Below are 17667 nucleotides of genomic sequence, written 5' to 3' on the forward strand. Positions count from 1 at the left end.
ATGGCGAGAGTCGTGAGCTGGCAGCGCGAATTCCGGATCTGGCACTTTGCCGTCAGCTACTCACAGCTGCTGCTGAGAAGTCTCGACGTCGAGAGGTATTCCACGCGGATCGATCTACTTTTCAGTAACGTCGAGCGTATGCACGTGAGTTCGGAATACAGCGAGCTGACCGTCGACGTGATCACTTCCCTGCCGGATCCGAAGTTGCCCGACTTCCAGCCACCGCTCCCGAGATGTGGGAAGGTCTTCCTGATCAATGGCGGCCCTGACTATGTGGCTGCTGCCCACTGTCAGTGGCATGAGGATGATGGTGGTGCACATTCGCCATCCAAATTCGGTCCGCTACGTGGCACCGAATAGAGGATGCGAGGCGCGATCGCGACATGTGATATCCCGGACAGCCGCCACCACGAGTGGTCCATGCCGGGCGCTGTGGAGGGGTTTCCGGTTGCCCTGCCCTGCCCTGCCCTGCCCTGCCCTGCCCTTGCCTGTCGGTGGCCGTGTGCGTAGTCGCCCCGGCTCGGCCGTTCCACGCGGGCGGTCGTGCCGTCACGTCACGGCGCCCGGCCGTCTCCACCGGAGGAGCGTTTCCCTGGACAGGCGCCGGCTCCGTGCGGTGGGTGGGGCCCACCATGCCTGCCGTACAAGATCGTCAGGAGAATGAGGTACGGCGCGCAGGCGATCTCCACCGGAGGCGCGTTAGGTTGGGGGCATGGCGTCACCGTTTGTTGAGATTGAGGTGGGGGAGCGGACCGTTAAGGTCACAAATCCCGACAAGGTGTACTTCCCGGAGATCGGGGCGACCAAGCGCGAGCTGGTCGAGTACTACGTGAGCGTCGGCGACGGCGCCTTGCGGTCACTCAAGGATCGGCCGACCAACCTGAAACGCCACCCCGACGGCGTGAACAGCCCGGCGATCTACCAGAAGCGGATGCCGCCCAAGCATCCCGACTGGCTCGAGACCGTGACCGTCACGTTCCCCAGCGGGCGCAAGGCCGACTCCCTGCGTGTCACCGAGGTGGCCGCCATCGCCTACTGCGCCAACCTCGGCACCATCGACTTCCACCCCTGGCAGGTGCGCGCCGCCGACACCGAGCATCCCGACGAGCTGCGCATCGACCTCGATCCGCAGCCCGGCCTGGAGTTCGACGCCGCGCGGAAGGCCGCGTTCCTGACCCGCGAGGTGCTGGACGAGCTGGGGATGACCGGGTTCGTGAAGACCTCGGGCAATCGCGGTGTGCACATCGCCGTGCGGATCGAGCCGCGCTGGGACTTCGTCCAGGTACGGTACGCGGGCATCGCCCTGGCCAGAGCCATCGAGGCGCGGGACCCCGGCCTGGTCACGACCGCCTGGTGGAAGGAGGAACGCGGCGAACGGGTCTTCATCGACTTCAACCAGAACGCCCGCGACCGGACCATAGCCAGCGCCTACTCCGTCAGAGCCAGGCCGGACGCCACCGTCTCCACCCCGCTCACCTGGGACGAGCTGGCGGACGCCGACCCGCGCGACTTCGACATCCGTACGGTCCCGGCCCGCTTCGCCAAGCTGGGCGACGTCCACGCCGCCATCGACGACCAGGCGTACTCGATCGAGGCCCTGCTCGACCGCTACGAAAGCGACGAACGCGGTGACATGCCCTATCCCCCCAACTACCCGAAGATGCCCGGCGAGCCCAAGCGCGTGCAGCCCAGCAAGGCCAGGGACAGCGAGGAAGACTGACCCAGGTTCAGGAGGTCAACACGCTGACGACGCCGAGAGGAAGCCCGTAACGAGCGCGGCGACCATCTTCGGCTGCTCGGCGAGCATATTGTGGCTGGCGTCCAGCTCTTTGACCTGAATATTGGCCGGCACGTCGGCGAGGTCCCGGCGCACCCCCCTCCTGAACGCTTCCATCAATTCCCCGCCCGACATCCCCGGCGGGTCCTGGGTCGGGATCACCACCAGCGCGGCACAGGTGACCTGACGCAGCAGCGGAATCGTGTCGCGGAACTCCGGCGCGTATCGCACCGCTTCGAGGAGCTCCGCGCCGGGCCGGGCGTACGTGTTCCCGTCCTTCTCAATGAGAGCCCTCTTGGGGAACATCGCCTGGAATTCGGCGGGTAGCGGCTGACCCATGTTCGCGGCCTGCGCGTCGAACATGGCTTTGAGTTTCGCCAGCTCCTGGTCCCTCTCAGCCGGATCCATCCCCGGATAGTTGCCCGGGTCGTTCTCAGCTGACCGTAATCCGTCCAGATTGACGATGCCCGGGCATTCGGGATGGCGCCGAGCCCACAGTACGGCGAGCATTCCGCCCAGCGAGTGGCCGACGATCGCCGGGTTGCCGAGGTCGAAATGCCGCACCACGGCCTCGATGTCGTCCAGAACTCTTTCCCACTCCCACGGCCCGTCGCCGGACAGGCCATGGCCCCGCAAGTCCATGGACACGGCCCGGTGGTCTCCAAGTTCGAGCGCGTCCCAGGCTTCCAGGGTGCCACCGAGCCCGTGAAGAAGAAGCACGGGCTCGCCGTCCCCGCCCAAGTCCCGCGCGGCGAGGGGGATTTCGTGGTCAGTAATGGTCACGTCGTGCGGCATAACGCTCCTGAGGTTGGTTCAGTCGTTCGCGTATGGATTCTGTGGTCACCCCGCCGTCGGGATGGCGGTCGAGCTTCGCGCGTTTGACGAGGTCGTGAACGCCCTGCCGGGTGATGCCGAGCATCGCCCCCGCCGTGGCGAACGGCACCGCTGCCTTGCCCGGGTGGCCCACACGTCTGGCCACCGCCCTGCCGAAGGCGGTGCGCCACCACTCGTCGGGTGGATCGAACGGGCTGTCTCCGGGAAAGACCGCCGCTATCAGTCGCGCTGCCGTATGAACCGCGAGCCTGTCGTCGGGGCCCAGCAACTGCGCGGCCCACACCTCGGCTTCGATCCGCAACCGATCCCTGACCGGACCCACCTGTTCGTCCGAGCCGAACAGGATCTCCAACGGATCGACGATCCGCCGGTCGATCAGTCTGACCAGCTCACCGGCCAACGCGACGTGCTCGCTCGTACTCACTTGACAGATGATAGCAAGTACTTGCTCTCCTGCGTCAAGTAGCACTCGCGAAGTAGCAGCCACTCGCGGCGGTCACTGCCTGTAGGTCTTTCCCTCTCATTCCGCAGTTCGCGGGATGGGTGAAAGCGGAAAGTAAGCGGTTGATTTCACTTCGGTCACATTACTTGACTCTTAGTCTAATAATTCGCGAGGCTCTGTCTATCTCGGAGCGTGACAACCGATTCGGAGCCTTGTAGTCAACGACCCCCTCCTAGAGGAGGAGGCTTGAGGTGCGGTAATGCGCCTTGAAGCCCCGCGTTGACCAGCCCAAGTCGATCACCAAGGAGGTGCATTCGATTGACTACGTTTCACGTAAGCGAGCAGACCCACCGGCAGGTGCTTCCTCAGCCTGCCGCTCTGGAATCCGCAGGAGCAGACAACCCCGAGGGTGGGGACGAAACGACTTGCGGACTCCCGGCTTGGCCGGGCACTGGCGTGGAACATGGGCGAGGGGAGATCGCAGCGGACGGCACCCGTCTGCTGCGGCGTCACCCCGACTCGGCTTCGGCTGGGAAGGGGCTGGGCGGTAACGCCTACGTGTTTGTGCTCGACAGGCGGGGACGGCCTTTGCAGCCGTGCTCGCCGCGCCGGGCGAAGGAACTGCTCCGCAAGGGCCGCGCCGTGGTAGCGCGGCACACACCATTCGTTATCCGGCTCAAGAACCGGAACGCATCCGACTCCACCGTGCAGGGCGTCGAGGTGGGCATCGACCCCGGCAGCAAGCACACCGGCATCGCCGTGTTCCGCGCCGACGTTTTCCGCCGTACCGGACTGTACGGTATCCAGCTCGATCATCGAGGCGGCCACATCCGCGACAAGCTCGCCGCGCGGGCCGCTTACCGGCGGGGTCGCCGGTCGCGGAACCTGCGCTACCGAGAGGCCCGCTTCTTTAACCGCGCCAAGCCGCAGGGTTGGCTCGCGCCATCGCTGCGGCACCGCGTCGACACGACCATGTCATGGGTGTCGCGCCTGTCTCGGTGGGCTCCCGTCAGGGCCGTGCACGTGGAGCGGGTCGCGTTCGACACCCACGCCATGTCGGCCGGTAGGCCGCTCGAAGGAGCCGAGTACCAGCAGGGCACCCTGGCCGGTTATGAGGCCCGCGAATACCTTCTGGCCAAGTGGAAGCGGCGGTGCGCCTACTGCGGGGCAACCGGCGTTCCGCTCAACATTGACCACATTCACCCCCGCAGCCGTGGCGGCTCGGACCGGATCGTGAACCTGGCCCTAGCCTGTATTGGCTGTAACCAGGCCAAAAGCAACACCCCAGTCGAGGTGTTCCTGGCCGGGAAAGTGAAACCGCTGGCCCGAGTGCTGGCCCAGGCCAAGGCTCCGTTGCGGGATGCGGCAGTGGTCAACGCGACCAGGTGGTCGCTGTGGCGGGCGTTGGAAGCGACCGGCCTGCTCGTGCACACCGCCTCGGGTGGGCGAACCAAATGGAATCGGTCCCGGACTGGCGCCGCCAAATCCCACACCCTGGATGCCCTGCATGTTGGCGTCCTGGATGCCGTGTCCGGTTGGCCCAGCCGCGTGCTGGTGGTTACCGCGACCGGGCGCGGCACCTACGCACGCACCCGCGCCGACAGGTACGGGTTCCCCCGCCTGGCCCTGCCGCGCACTAAACAGGTCCACGGGTTCGCCACTGGGGATCTGGTCCGCGCCCACGTCCCGACTGGGAAGAAGGCCGGAATCCACATCGGGCGAGTCGCGGTTCGCTCCACCGGCAGTTTCAACATCCGCACCACCAACGGCCTGGTCCAAGGGATTCATCACCGGCATGTCCGGATGCTGCAACGCGGCGACGGCTACGGCTACGGCACGAGCAAGGAGAGCATCGTGGAACCGCAAAGGTCAGGGCACGCTCAGGCCCCAGAGGGCTTTCCTGCTTCCGTTTGCTCTCCGGCGTGAACGCCGAAGTATCCACGGGAGATCTGATGACAAGAGCACGACGTCTCGCAGCCGCCGGAGCCTTGGCGGCCTTCGTGGCCGGTGGCATGTGCATGGCGGCGGGCATCGGAACCGCCTCGGCCTCCACGCGTGACGAGCCGGACGCGGGCGCCACCTGCCTGCTGCCCATCCTGCCGTGCGAGGTCCAGCCGTCGCTCGCGGTGCCCGACCTGCCCATCCCCAACCTGCTCGACAGCCGGTCCAGTGAGCCCGCGGCGGACGACTCGTGGTCGCCGCCGCCCGATGAGCCGGCGCCCTCGAAGGAGCCCGACCGGCCTTGGAAGCCGGCCGACGAGGAAGAGCACCGGATGCCGCAGGGCCATCCCGAGACGGGCGGTGGCGGGCTGGTGCCTGAGCCGCCGGTGTGGCCGTTCGCGGCGGGTGGCGTCGCGCTGCTGGCCGGGGCCGGGCTGACCGGGTTCGCCGTGCGGCGCGGCAAGGGCGGCACAGGCGTGGAGGAGATCGCGCAGGCCGCCCAGCGGTGACGCCGACGTGGATGGCACGGGCGGGTCAAAGCGGGTGCGGAGGTATGGCGCACGCCGCCCAACGCTGAAGCGGCCGATGGCATGGGAAACGGGGCGGTGAGACGGTGGCTGGCTCGAAGCTGATCTGGGCCGGGGCGGGTGTGGTGTCGCTGGCCGGGGTGCTGCTGATCGGGCTCGGAATCAACGGCATGCTCAGTGACGGCGTGTCCGAGCCGGTGGCGGCCGCCGGACCCGAGGTGCCCCATTCGCTCAAGGCCACGAGGCTGCCACTCCTGGACGTGCCGCTCGACAAGGTCGCCAAACCCATGAAGGCCGCAAGGCCGACAGCCGTTTACATCCCCTCGATCGGTGTGTCGGCGCCGCTCATGGAGCTCGGCCTCGACGCCGCCGGGGCCATCCAGAACCCGCCCTTCGACCCGCCGAACCTCGCCGGCTGGTACCGCTACGGCGCCGTCCCCGGCGGGCGCGGCGCCGCCGTGATCACCGGCCATCTCGACACGAAGAGCGGCCCGGCCGTGTTCGCGAGGCTCAAGAACGTCAAGCGCGGCGAGCAGGTGCAGGTGCTGCGGGCCGACCGGTCCGTGGCGGTGTTCGTGGTGGACCGGGTCGAGCACACGCCGAAGAAGAGCTTCCCCACCAAGAAGGTGTACGGAAAGATCGCCTATCCGGGGCTGCGGCTGGTGACCTGCGGGGGGACCTTCGACCGGCAGGCCCACAGCTATCGCGACAACACCATCGTGTTCGCCCACCTGGCGGCGCCGTACCAGCTCAAGAGCTAAGGATCGCGGGGCAGGCCCAAGGCGCGTTCGGCGATGATGTTCAGCTGGACCTCGGCGGTGCCGCCGCCGATGGTGAACGCCCTGGTGGTCAGGATCGTCCGTGACCAGCGGGCGTTCGACGGGTCGAGCGACCAGCAGTACTCGGAGACGGCCTGGGCGTGGCGCATGCCGAGGAGTTTGCGCACGCTGGGGGCCGTACCCGGGTCGGTGCCCGAGAGCTGGGAGAGCGTCACGCGCAGGCCGAGCGCCGAGATGGCCTGGCCCTCCGCCCAGAGGAGGCCCGCCTGTTCGCGCTGGGACTGGCGGAGGTCGGGCAGCTTGCGGACGAGTTCGATCATGTCGGTGTGCTGGGAGCCGGGGCCCCAGGAGTCGCCGAGCGCGACCCGTTCGTGCGAGAGCGTGTCGCGGGCCACGCGCCAGCCGCCGTCGACCTCGCCGACCACCAGGTCATCGGGTACGAACACGTCGTCCAGAAACACCTGGTTGAAGATCTCCTCGCCGTTGATCTCCTTGAGCGGCCGGATGGTGATGCCCGGCGTGGCCATGTCCACCAGGAAGTAGGTGATGCCCTCATGCTTGGGCTTTGAGGGGGAAGTCCTCGCCAGACATATCCCGAAATGTGCGTACTGGGCGAGGGATGTCCAGATCTTCTGGCCCGTCAGGGACCAGCCGCCCTCCACCCGGGTCGCCTTCGTCGACAGGCCGGCCAGGTCGGAGCCCGCGCCCGGCTCGCTGAAGAGCTGGCACCACACGATCTCGCCGGCGAACGTCCCGGGCAGGAAGCGTTCGGCCTGCTCGGGGGTGCCGTACTTGACGATGGACGGCACGGCCCACGCCGCTATGCCGAGGTTCGGGCGGCCGAGGTCGCGGAACTCCTGGTGGATGATCACCTGCTCCAGCGGTGACGCCGCCCTACCCCACGGCTTCGGGAGGTAAGGCATGATCCACCCTTCCCGGGCGAACCTCCCCAGCCTGGCGTCCCGCTCCAACGCCCGCAGAGACGCCGCCTCAGCCCAGATCGTGTCGCGTACCTTCGCCGCCTCCTCGGGCAGATCGGGCTCCATACGCCGCCGCACCCCCGCGGCGGCCAACTCGGCCACCTTCTCGGCCCACACGCCCGGATCGTTGGCCAGCATCCTGTCGGACAAGGCCCGGCGATAGTAGCGATGCGCGTCGTGCTCGTAGGTGTAGCCGATACCGCCGAGGACCTGGATCGCGTCGGCGGTACACCGTACGGCCGCATCGGGCCCCAGCACCGCCGCCACCCCGACCGTCAGCCGCGCCTCATCGCCGACCATCCACGGTCCGGTACGACTCGCGGCCGATCCGCTCGTGACCCGCGTACGGCCGAGGGTCGGTGCGGCGGGAATCGCCTCGTCCAGAGCCCTGGCCGCGTCCCAGACGGCGGCGCGTGCCTGCTCCAGCGCCACCAGCGCCGCCGCCACCCGATGCTTGACCCCCTGGAACTGCCCGATCGGCCGCCCGAACTGCTCGCGCACCTTGGCATACTCGGCGGCCGTCGCCACGGCCCACGCCGCCACCCCGCACGAGTCCGCGCCCAGCAGCACGGCGGCCACCTCGCGCACCGGTACGACGCCGAGTGGCCGCTTCCGTGTCCCGGCGAACCCCATGATCGAGCACACGGCCCGGTCGAGGTCCACACTCTCGAACGGCTCGGCGGTGACGTCCTGCCACTCGAACAGCGACCACTCCCCGTCCCCGATCGGCAGCAGGAAGACGTCGGCCTTGGGGGAGCCCAGGGCGAGCAGCGCGTCGCCGCCGGCCGTACCGTGCAGGGCGACCGCCGCGCTGAGCGACCCGTCGGCGAGGCCGCCGAGCAGGTCCTTCGGCCCCCGGGACCGCGCGAGCACCGCCGAGGCGAGCACGGTCGGCAGGTAAGCACCGGGTACGCGCCGCTCACCGAGCACCTCCAGCGCCACGGCCAGCTCCAGCAGCCCATAGCCCTGACCGCCGTACTCCTCGGGCAGGTGCAGCCCGAGCACCCCCTGCTCGGCCAGCGCCCGGTGACTCGTGTCCCGCTCGGCCTGCCCGCGTACGGAGGCGGCCAGCGCCCGGTGTTCCTCGGTCAGCCCGATCCCCATGCGACCGAATCTAGAAGCCCGGTGGGTGGATCTCCAGAGGTCAGAGGCAACGGATCACGCACAGTCGGCGACGAGTTACCGAGTCGCTGGATGCCGGGGAAATGGTTGGCGGGTTCGCGGCGTCCGGCTGCCGCATCAGCATTCGGTATCGGTCGCGGCTTGGCCCCGCTGTTGTTTCCGCCAAGCGAGCGCAGTCCGGGCACGCTCTGGCCGCCGCAGCGTTGAACGACACGGACCAGTCGCAGACCGGGAGCGGAGACACGGACTCACCGCACACTGCGACGTCCACACCAGGCCGCACGGCATGGTGAACCGCCTCCCTTCCGACACCCGACAGCCCGAGCGCCAAGCGCCGGAAGCACGAGTACGCGCGGGACCGTGCAACAGATCCACGATCTTGGCTCGGCAGCCGATCGCATCCCAAGACTCTCTCATCGAGCGCCGTCGACCGCTGGGCCTCCGGTTCCGGAGGCCACGTCAGCGATCACCTCCGACAGTGGATGATTCGCGCGTAGATCGGCATACCGCAAGGCCACCCGGCGAGCAGCCCGGACGGGCTCGAGAGCGGGATGCCAGGCATAAAGTACACGCCTGCGTTGAGCGTCCCATCCCGTACGCCACCAGTAGCGCTCACCATCACACCAGACGACCAGGCCGACCCACACCGACACGAGAGCCATCCCGTAGCCCTCGTGAACGTCGGCGTGGATACCCAGCGTTTCAAGCTCATCTCTGAGCTGCTCCGCGGCAGCGGGGGCATGGCGTCCAGAGCTGGGGTTCAAGGCTTCAGGGGGAGTGGCGGACATGCCACCAAGCATCACGGAGGGTTACGTTCCACTCCAGGGACGTGATGTGGCACATGGCGGTCCTCCGAGCGGCGCCTGCCACAGGTGGTGGCAGTTCGATCAGGACTCGACGCCCAGGAATGTCGCGATCTCGGCTTGGTCGGCACGAAGTGCCCGCGATCTGTCCTCAATGAGCTGATCCACGATACGCCGGGCGAATGACTGATACTTGAGCCAGTGCGGTACCCGAGTCCGCAGGTCGTGAAGTATCGCCCAGGACTCCGCCGCATTCCGTGCAGAGGCGTTGGCGCTGGCGACGTCGAGCATGTGCCGGTGCTTCGTGCTGCTGGACAGTCGGTTCGACAGGCGTACGGTGTTGTGGATCTCCAACGCCCGTGAATGGTCGCCACGCACCACGGCGTACTCGACGGCCTTGATCTGGATCAGTTCGGGGGAGAAGCCGGCGAAGGTGGCTGCTCCTCGCGCTGCCCACAGCGGTGGAGTTTGGAGCTCTTGTTCCCTGATTCGGTGCGCACCCGCTTGCGCGAGGGTGAGCATGTCATCGGCTTCGTCGCCCTGGTTGTTCCGTACGGCTGCCGCAGAGGCCCACAGCAGTAGCCATCCCCACGTGGCGAATTCGGCCGGATTTCCCGTCGAGAAGCGAGGTTCGATCGCCTGGGCCGTCGACAGCGCAACACGCTGGGAGTCTTCCAAGCGCCCCTCACGGAGGAACAGCCAGCACTCGTTGAAGACGTGCCACGCGGCCAGCAACGCGTCCTCGGCCAGTTCCGCGTTGGCGATGCCTTCGGTGATCGCCTGATAGGCGAGGTCGTACTGCTGAAGTTGAATCAGAGCCTGCGCGGAGAACTGGAAGGTCTGGGACAGCAGCGTTCTGGCTGCCCGCTCCGATGGCGCGTCGTCCGATTCGGCCACCAAGGTCATCGCTTCCAGAATCAGCGAGGGAATGGTCTGCACCACCGCGCGGTAATCGTCCTCGCGATACAGGCCGTTGGCGGCGAGGAAAGACGCCCGAACGGTCTCGTACGTGACCGGCCCGTCGAGGTCAGGCATGTCGATGCCCGTCAGACCGCGTATCGGCTGGAGAGTGCGCCGCAGGGCGAAAAGATCGGCATGCACGCTCTCGTCCAGCGGCGACACCGGTTCCGGCGATGGCTGGAACAGGTCCGAGGTCCGCACGTCCAACGCCTGTGCCAGCTTGCGGAGGGTGGCAACCCGAGCGCTCTTGCGGTCGTTCTGTTCGAGTTTGCGGATCGTGGACACGCTGACGCCCGAACGTTCTTCGAGCTCTTCTTGAGTGAATCCCTTGCTCACCCGGATGCGCGCCAAATTGTCGCCCAGCGCTGATTCGGTCGCCATGTCCAGAACACCTCAAGGAGTTGTGGGGGCCTGCTACGAGGGTAGCCGCAGGAAGAGGGCGCCTCCAGGAAAGAGCGCCTGGAACTGGGTGCTTGGGCTCCTGGACACCGTCAACGGCGCTGACCTGGCCAGTGTGCGGCGGCGTGGCGCAGTGAGCGGCAGGCCACCACGGCCCAGGCTGCGGCGAGCAGCATGTCAAGGACAACGGCGACCCAGACGAACAGGTGCGAGCCGGTCCGGGCAGCGAGAGCGCTGGTGCCGGTGACGAAGGCGCCGAGGGGGAAGATGAAAGACCACCAGGTGGCCGCGAAGGGCAGCCCCGCCCGCAACTCCCGTACGGTCAGCGCCACGGCGAGTGCCAGCCACAGCATGGCGAAGCCCCACACCCCGACTCCGCACAGCAGCGCGACGACTGCCGCGCCGTGCGCGTACGGCGCGGGCAGCGCGCTCGGCGCCGCCGTGGCCAGTGTCCCCAGCCCTGTCACGACCTGGCCCAGCGCCCCCAGGCCGATCCACACCGTGGGCACCATCGCACCCATGGGCGCGTCATGGTGCACCAGGCGGCTGTAGAGCATGGCCAGCACCAGCAGCGCCGCCACCAGGCCGAGCCCGAACATCGCGTAGCAGCCCAGCAGCAGGGCCAGCCGCGGCTGCCCGGCAGGCGTGTGCGAGACGAGCAGCGCGCCCGTCGTGGCCGAGACCAACGGCGGTACCACCGGCATCAGCCAGCCGCCGAACGCCGCGTCCGGTGCGAAGCGGTGCCGGGTGACCATCAGGTACGGCACCGTACAGGCAGTGGCAAGACCGAGTGCGGTACCGAGCGACCACAGCGCCCAGTCCACCTCCAGCGCGGCCCGCGCCCCGATCACCGGCTGACCGAGTTGCAGCGCCCCGGCACCCACCGTGAGCAGCGCGACGGCCGGCGCGCCGAAGAACTGGACATGCATCGGATCTGCGGCGTGCAGCCGCAGCCCCCGCTGCCAGACGTAGCCGACCGTCAGTACGACGAGCAGCAGGGCAGCCCCTGACCAGACCACCGTGGCGGCGACCAGCAGCCCGGGAAAGCTTCGGGGCAGGGTGACCGCCGCGTTGGCGACGATACCGGTGCCCATGACGGCCGCGAACCAGCTGGGGGCGAGCAGCGCACGACCTTTCGCGCTCGCGCTGGGCGGCAGGGGGCGGTCCACGTCGCCCTCGACCGGGATGGCTCGGGCGCTGCTGGGGTGGGGTGTCACGGCGTAGAACGCCTCTTTCTTCGTCTGGGGAATCATCGTCGTGAACCGGCCGACCTGAACGGAGGCGTCGGGGGTTCGCCGTGGTGCGGGGGAGAGGTCTGTCAGCCCGCCGAGCGCGCCATCGCCGCGAGTCGCGCGAACTGCTCGCCCATGCCCCGCGTTCCACTCAGCGGGGTCCGAGCATGTGGCCACACGGCCTTGGCGAGAGCGGTGTGACGGGCACCGCCGAGGACCACGACGGGGTCGAGGGCGGCGATGCCGCGCGTCGCCGCCTGGTCCAGAAGCAGTTGGGCGGTCAGCGTGCCGGCGCTGTGCGGCGTGTCGTAGGGCTCGATCTCGTCGTCGAGGTCGAGCAGACCGTAGCGAGCGGAGAGGATCACGAGCCGGTCCGGTTGGAGTGCCTCGGCGGCCCTTCGGCACGCGCGGTGATAGGAGCCGATGTACATGTCCGCCGCCTGGGCGCGGTGGTCCAGCTTGCGTGCGCCACAGGGGATGACGATCAGTTCCGGGGTGACTCCGTCGGTGTGGTCGTTCGGGGTCATGCGGGTCCCTTTCCTCCGGAGTCGGCTTCATCGGCTGCGAGCCGCGGCCACCGTGTCGAACGCGGCTCGGGGCGGCGACCATGGCCGTACCGGAGGACATCAGGCCCTCACATCCGGACATGCGGCGGGGCAGGGCGGACCCTTCCCGCCCGCGGTCCCCTGCTCCGCGCCATGGGGACCGCCTGAGCTCACGCGCCCTGAGGACCGGTAACGGTGCCGGCCGTATCTGCTCCGGGTGCCTCGGCGTCCGCCACCCCGGTGGTGTGGAAACGCGCCCGGAACACGCCTGGAGTTACCTTGAGATTGCGTACGAATGCTCTGCGTAGTGACTCCGGGGAGCCGAACCCGGTGCGGCGGGCGATCACCGCCATGGGATCGTCGCCGGTCTCCAGCATCGCCTGCGCCGCTTCCAGCCGGATCTGCTCCACGTACCGGGCCGGTGTCGTGCCCATCTCGTCGTAGAAGAGCCGGGTCACGTGGCGGGAGCTGATGCCGGCTCTGCGAGCCATGGTGGACAGCGTGTGGGTGGCACCGGGGTCTTCCACGACGGCGTCGAGCACCCGGCGGAGCATCTCCTGGCGAGTGTGCGGAGCACGGGCGCGCACGCTGAACTGGGACTGCCCGCCGGGCCGTTGCATGAAGACCACCATGTCCCTGGCCACCGCGCGGGCCACTTCGGCTCCACAGTGCTGTTCCACGAGAGCCAGTGAGAGGTCGATGCCCGCGCTCACCCCGGCCGAGGTCATCACCTTCCCGTCCTGAACGAAGATCGCGTCGGACTCGACCTGGACGGCGGGGAACCGCAGGGCGAGATCCCGTGAGTGGCGCCAGTGGGTGGCGGCGCGACGGCCGTCCAGAAGGCCGGCGGCGGCCAGCAGGAAGGCGCCGGTGCAGACGGAGACAGTGCGACGAGAGTTCGCGTCGAGCCTGCGCACCATGTCCAGCAGCGCGTCGTCCTTGATCATCTGGTCCCAGCCCGGACCTCCGGGTATCACCAGGACGTCGCTGGTCTCGTGCGCGTCCTTGACGGCCATGTCGACGCTGAGACGGGTGCCTGCCGAGGTCGTCACCTCGTTGCCGTCGGCCGACACCATGTTCAGCCGGTAGTGGCCGCCGAATTCGTTCGCCGAAGCGAACACCTCGATTGGACCGGTCACGTCCAGCAGCCGGGCTCCAGGAAAGACGAAGATCGTGACGAGGAGCGAGCCGGCTCCGGCGTGTCTGAGGTTCATCGAAGTGCCTCCGGACCTGCGATGCGGTGCCGCCGATGTTAGGCCTAGTGAGTTCGTAAAACAAACCGACTAGGATCGCGGTGTGCCCGATGCCCAGCCACGTGCCTGCCCTATCGCCGGGACGCTCGACCTGGTAGGAGAGCGCTGGTCGCTCCTGGTGTTGCGTGAGGTGTTCATGGGAGTCCGGCGCTACGCCGACATCCGCGCCAACACCGGAGCGCCGCGGGACGTTCTCACCAAGCGGCTGAGGTCCCTGGAGGCCGCGGAGATCCTTGAGCGCCGCCGGTATCAGGACCGCCCTCCCCGCTCCGAGTACCACCTGACGGCTGCCGGGCAGGCCCTGGAGCCAGTGCTGATCGGGCTCCGGGAATGGGGCATCCGGCACCTGCGGAACCCGCCGCCCGCCCCGCGCTTCCTGCACACGTGCGGTGCCGATGTGAAGACGCGGATCGTCTGCGCGGAGTGCGGCGAACCCCTTGAGGGAGGCGGACTGGTGACCGTGCGGCAGGAGACGGACCGTCCCCGTGAAATCGGGCGTCTCTAGGAAAGGGCGTCCGGAACAGCGTGCGCGGGGCCGGACACCCGGTCGCGGCCGCCCGGGAATCTGAGCACCAAGACGGCGGCCAGGACGAGAGCGGCGGTCTGAAGGGTGAGCTGCACCGCGTAGTCGATCTCTTGGGTGGGGAACGCGCCGCTGCTCAGGTAGATCGAGGTATGTACCCCCACAGCCATCCACACCGCTCCCGTTCGCGCCCTGGCCGCCCCGCACAGCAGCCCGAACGCGGTGGCCTGCACGACATAGAGGATCTTCTCCGCGATCCCCGAGGCGGGGCCGTTCGACAGGATGTGGATCGCGCCGAAGGACAGCGTGGTGATCGCCAGAACGGCGCGGGGGCCGAGCCGGTCGGACAGCGTGTCGTACAGATGGCCGCGGAACAGCAGCTCCTCCGGGAACGAGGCCCTCAGCATGATCAGGACGATGGCGAGCGGGAGCATGAGGGGCGAGTCGATCTCCGGCGATTGCCAGGTCGCCGCGCCCGCCAAGACGGAGACGGCGTTGGCCGCGAGCAGAGCGGCCAGGCCCACCGCCATGCCGAGCAGCGCCTGGGGCAGGGCCCACCAGGTCAAGGTCATCCCGAGTCCGGACCACGGGCGGTGGCTCACGAAGCGCCGATAGACGTACAGGAGGAGGAGCACCAGCACCGTGATCAACGGGGCCGGCGTCTGAGAGCCGTCGAACAGGACATTGCTGATTGCGGCGACTCCGAATATGGCCGCGAACAGCATCGCGATCGTGACGAGGGCAGCACCGAGAATTCGCATGGCGGCACGCTAGAACCCGCTCGTCGGCCCGCACATCGAGCATGGGGTAGATCTGGACATGACCGAAGCACCGTGTCGCTGGGGGGATGTCCGGGGGTGGGCGGCCGCGTAGGGTCCCCAGATGTGATGTTTCGCGACCCCGGCCGGCCTGCCCTGCTGTCGGTGGTGTTCTGGTCGGTCTTCGTGACGGTCCTGGTCGGCGGCGTCGGGTCCGCCGTGGAATCCACCACCGGATCCGCCGCCGGATGGTCGCGCCTCGGGCTCTTCGCCGCTCTGATGACGCTGGTGGCGGTGCTCTGGCTGATCATGCCGTGGAGCCCCGCCGTGAGCCCCGTACGCAAGCTGGCCGCTCCGGGGCTCCTGGTGGCGATCTTGTTCATCGGTCAGTTCCTGAGCGGGTGGCACACAGCACTGGTGTTCGTCGCGATGGTGAACCTCGCCTTCGTGTACGACATGCGCCGCGCCATCGTGATCACGGCCATCTACCTCCTCTCCGTGGGCGCGTTCATCCTGCTGCTGTACGGCGCCCCCTGGCGCGAAACGCTCGACCAGGTCATGCCGATGACGCTGCTCGCCGTCTTCTCCCTGGCCATGACCTCCGCCCTGCTCGAGGCCGGGCGGCAGCGCGCGGCGGCGCAGCGGCTGATCGAGCGGATCAGGGAGCTGGCCGTGGCCGAGGAACGCGCCCGGATGGCCAGGGACATGCACGACTCGATCGGGCACCAGCTCACCGTGATCAAGATCAACCTGGAGAACGCCGAACGCTACCGGGAACGACGTCCGGAACTGATCTGGGAAGAGGTACGCCAGGCCAAGGAGATGACCGTGCGGGCGCTGGCCGAGGCGCGGCGCTGGGTACGCGCGCTGCGCCCCCTCGCCCTGGACGGCCAGCTCGGCAGCGCCGCGCTCGGCCAGCTGGCCCGGTCCTTCGAGGGCACCGGCATCGAGGTGAGCTTCACGGTCGACGGGCACGAACGCCGCATCGACCCCGACTCCGAGCTGGTCCTCTACCGCGTACTCCAGGAAGGACTCACCAACGCGCTGCGGCACGCCGAAGCCCGCCGGGTGCGTGCCCGCCTGAACTTCGGCGAGGATCGGGTGGTGCTGACGATCGACGATGACGGCAAGGGCGCGACGCGCGCGGCCGGGTTCGGCCTGTCCTCGCTGGCCGAGCGGGTGCGGGCCGTCGGCGGTGGCTTCCTGGCGGCCAACGCCCGCGACGGCGGGTTCGAGCTGCGGGCCGAGGTGCCGGTGGCCCGGCCATGATCCGCGTACTGCTCGTGGACGACCAGGAGCTCATGCGCCGCGGGCTGCGCAAGCTGCTGGAGATCGAGGACGGGATCGAGGTGGTGGGCGAGGCCGCCGACGGCCGGGAGGCACTGGCCGCCGTGCCGGCCTGCGCGCCCGACGTGGTGCTCGTCGACGCCAGGATGCCGCGGATGGACGGGGTCGAGCTGACCGCCCGGCTCGCCGCGGAGCACCCGGGCGTCGCCGCGCTGGTGCTCAGCACCTTCGAGGAGGACGCGTACATCTTCGGCGCGCTGCGCGCCGGAGCCTGTGGCTACCTGCTGAAGGACTGCTCGCCCGAGGAGCTGATCGACGGGATCCGCAAGGCCTACGAGGGCGAGACCGTGCTCGACGGACCCGTGGCCGCCCGGCTGGTGGCCGAGCTGCGCGGGCAGCCGCGCGAGCCGAGCCGCTTTCACGGCCAGGAGCTCCTGTCGAGCCGGGAACTCGAGGTGGCCGGGATGATCGCGGTGGGTGCGACCAACCGGGAGATCGCCGCCCGGCTGTTCATCACCGAGGGGACGGTGAAGAACCACGTGTCGAGCATGCTGCGTAAACTGGGACTGCGCGACCGCACCCAGCTCGCCCTGCATCTTGCCAGGCCGTAAGGGGCCGTTCAGGAGTCGCCGAACTCCAGGTCCAGCGCCCGGGTGAAGTCGGCCACCGCCTCCTCGTGCCGCTCCATCTCCTGCAGGACCTCACCCCGCACCCGGTAGGCCCAGATGTAGTCCTCGTCCAGCTCGATCGCCCGGTCCAGGTCCTTCACCGCTCCCTCGTTGTCGCCCATCTCGCTGAGCACCGCCCCGCGGCTGCCCAGCGCCCGGTCGTTGTCCGGGTCGAGGTCGATGGCCCGGTTCAGGTCGGCCAGGGCCTCGTCGTAGCGGTCGACCATGCGCAGGGCCTCGCCGCGCCTGCTGAACGCCCGTACGTACTCGGGCTCCACCTCCAGCGCCCGCGTGTAGTCGTCGATGGCCTCGCTGTACAGGTGCATGCGCTGGTAGAGCTCGCCTCTGGCCAGCCACGAGTACGCCAGTTCCTCGTTCAGGGCGATGATCTTCGCGTGCTCCTCCAGCGCCTCGTCCAGGCGGCCGAGGTCGGCGAGGGCGTCCGCCTTCGCCTCCAGGATCCACAGCGATTCGGGCGAGAGGGTGAGCGCGTGCTCGAAGTCGGCCATGGCCTCCTCGAAGCGGCCGAGCGAGGCGTACGCCTGGCCGCGCGAGCCCAGGGCGTACCCGCTGTCCGGCTCCAGCCGCAGCGCCTCGTCGAAGTCGGACAGCGCGGCCTCGTAGCGCTCGATGATCCGGTGGCTCTCGCCCCGCAGCCGCCAGGCTCGGGCATTGTCCGGCACGAGCGCGATCGACTCCGTAAGATCGGCGATGGCGGCGTCGTGTCTCGACAGCGCGATGTACGACTCGGCCCGGCTGCGCAGCACCGAGGCCCGAGACTGTGCGGCAGCCTCGGAAAGCTCCGGCTTTTCGTTGATCCCCTCGCTCATGATGGGA

The 17667-nt window shown here is 68.6% G+C and carries 17 protein-coding genes; 8 read left to right on the forward strand and 9 right to left on the reverse strand.

Annotated elements, in window-relative coordinates; genetic code table 11:
• Together ACQP2T_RS18495 and ligD are read left to right on the forward strand one after the other, a co-directional pair.
• Window positions 1–360, forward strand: coding sequence for a hypothetical protein (locus tag ACQP2T_RS18495; RefSeq protein ID WP_433517356.1), 360 nt, complete (start codon window positions 1–3; stop codon window positions 358–360).
• Between the two features lie 352 nt (window positions 361–712).
• Window positions 713–1720, forward strand: a complete 1008-nt coding sequence (gene ligD / locus ACQP2T_RS18500) for a non-homologous end-joining DNA ligase (RefSeq protein ID WP_433517357.1) — start codon at window positions 713–715, stop codon at window positions 1718–1720.
• A gap of 15 nt (window positions 1721–1735) precedes the next feature.
• Here ligD and ACQP2T_RS18505 read toward each other — a convergent pair whose 3' ends face one another.
• Entirely contained in the window at window positions 1736–2572 is an 837-nt protein-coding gene (locus ACQP2T_RS18505) for an alpha/beta fold hydrolase (protein ID WP_433517358.1), read from the reverse strand.
• Window positions 2547–3035 (reverse strand): hypothetical protein, encoded by a 489-nt coding sequence (locus ACQP2T_RS18510; protein WP_433517359.1) that lies wholly within the window; start codon window positions 3033–3035, stop codon window positions 2547–2549. The genes ACQP2T_RS18505 and ACQP2T_RS18510 overlap by 26 nt, the downstream gene beginning before the upstream one ends.
• A gap of 576 nt (window positions 3036–3611) precedes the next feature.
• On the opposite strand from ACQP2T_RS18510, the gene iscB reads away from it, so the two are divergent.
• From iscB to ACQP2T_RS18525, 3 genes are all read left to right on the forward strand, one after another.
• Window positions 3612–4979 (forward strand): RNA-guided endonuclease IscB, encoded by a 1368-nt coding sequence (iscB, locus tag ACQP2T_RS18515; RefSeq protein ID WP_433517360.1) that lies wholly within the window; start codon window positions 3612–3614, stop codon window positions 4977–4979.
• A 26-nt stretch (window positions 4980–5005) separates the two neighbouring features.
• Window positions 5006–5503, forward strand: a complete 498-nt coding sequence (locus ACQP2T_RS18520) for a hypothetical protein (protein ID WP_433517361.1) — start codon at window positions 5006–5008, stop codon at window positions 5501–5503.
• Window positions 5504–5607: 104 nt separating this feature from the next.
• The gene (locus ACQP2T_RS18525; RefSeq protein ID WP_433517362.1) at window positions 5608–6282 is read left to right on the forward strand and encodes a class F sortase; all 675 of its coding nucleotides are present in this window, start codon (window positions 5608–5610) and stop codon (window positions 6280–6282) included.
• On the opposite strand, the gene ACQP2T_RS18530 is transcribed toward ACQP2T_RS18525, so the two are convergent.
• The 5 genes from ACQP2T_RS18530 to ACQP2T_RS18550 all read right to left on the reverse strand — a co-directional run bounded on the left by ACQP2T_RS18530 (window position 6279) and on the right by ACQP2T_RS18550 (window position 13555).
• Window positions 6279–8384: an acyl-CoA dehydrogenase gene (locus ACQP2T_RS18530; protein ID WP_433517363.1), complete on the reverse strand. Its 2106-nt coding sequence runs from the start codon at window positions 8382–8384 to the stop codon at window positions 6279–6281. The genes ACQP2T_RS18525 and ACQP2T_RS18530 overlap by 4 nt on opposite strands.
• Window positions 8385–9289: 905 nt before the next feature.
• The gene (locus ACQP2T_RS18535; RefSeq protein WP_433517364.1) at window positions 9290–10546 is read right to left on the reverse strand and encodes a helix-turn-helix domain-containing protein; all 1257 of its coding nucleotides are present in this window, start codon (window positions 10544–10546) and stop codon (window positions 9290–9292) included.
• A 110-nt stretch (window positions 10547–10656) separates the two neighbouring features.
• The gene (locus ACQP2T_RS18540; protein WP_433517365.1) at window positions 10657–11817 is read right to left on the reverse strand and encodes a TDT family transporter; all 1161 of its coding nucleotides are present in this window, start codon (window positions 11815–11817) and stop codon (window positions 10657–10659) included.
• Between the two features lie 65 nt (window positions 11818–11882).
• On the reverse strand, window positions 11883–12323 hold the full coding sequence (locus ACQP2T_RS18545; RefSeq protein ID WP_433517366.1) for a DUF6884 domain-containing protein: 441 nt from the start codon (window positions 12321–12323) through the stop codon (window positions 11883–11885).
• A 188-nt stretch (window positions 12324–12511) separates the two neighbouring features.
• Complete coding sequence (locus ACQP2T_RS18550; RefSeq protein WP_433517367.1) at window positions 12512–13555, reverse strand: GlxA family transcriptional regulator; 1044 nt, start codon at window positions 13553–13555, stop codon at window positions 12512–12514.
• Between the two features lie 82 nt (window positions 13556–13637).
• Between ACQP2T_RS18550 and ACQP2T_RS18555 the strand changes: the two genes are divergently transcribed.
• On the forward strand, window positions 13638–14099 hold the full coding sequence (locus ACQP2T_RS18555; RefSeq protein ID WP_433517368.1) for a winged helix-turn-helix transcriptional regulator: 462 nt from the start codon (window positions 13638–13640) through the stop codon (window positions 14097–14099).
• Here ACQP2T_RS18555 and ACQP2T_RS18560 read toward each other — a convergent pair.
• Window positions 14096–14878 (reverse strand): lysostaphin resistance A-like protein, encoded by a 783-nt coding sequence (locus ACQP2T_RS18560; protein WP_433517369.1) that lies wholly within the window; start codon window positions 14876–14878, stop codon window positions 14096–14098. The two genes, ACQP2T_RS18555 and ACQP2T_RS18560, sit on opposite strands and share 4 nt — an antisense overlap.
• A 126-nt stretch (window positions 14879–15004) precedes the next feature.
• Here ACQP2T_RS18560 and ACQP2T_RS18565 point away from each other — a divergent pair, with 126 nt between their 5' ends.
• Complete coding sequence (locus ACQP2T_RS18565) at window positions 15005–16144, forward strand: sensor histidine kinase (RefSeq protein WP_433519792.1); 1140 nt, start codon at window positions 15005–15007, stop codon at window positions 16142–16144.
• Window positions 16141–16773, forward strand: a complete 633-nt coding sequence (locus ACQP2T_RS18570; RefSeq protein WP_433517370.1) for a response regulator — start codon at window positions 16141–16143, stop codon at window positions 16771–16773. Before ACQP2T_RS18565 ends, ACQP2T_RS18570 begins: the two co-directional genes overlap by 4 nt.
• Window positions 16774–16781: 8 nt before the next feature.
• Here ACQP2T_RS18570 and ACQP2T_RS18575 read toward each other — a convergent pair whose 3' ends face one another.
• Complete coding sequence (locus ACQP2T_RS18575; protein WP_433517371.1) at window positions 16782–17660, reverse strand: tetratricopeptide repeat protein; 879 nt, start codon at window positions 17658–17660, stop codon at window positions 16782–16784.
• Window positions 17661–17667 lie beyond the last annotated feature (7 nt).

Origin of the sequence: Nonomuraea sp. CA-143628 (assembly GCF_050942315.1) — a bacterium.
Classification (GTDB): domain Bacteria; phylum Actinomycetota; class Actinomycetes; order Streptosporangiales; family Streptosporangiaceae; genus Nonomuraea.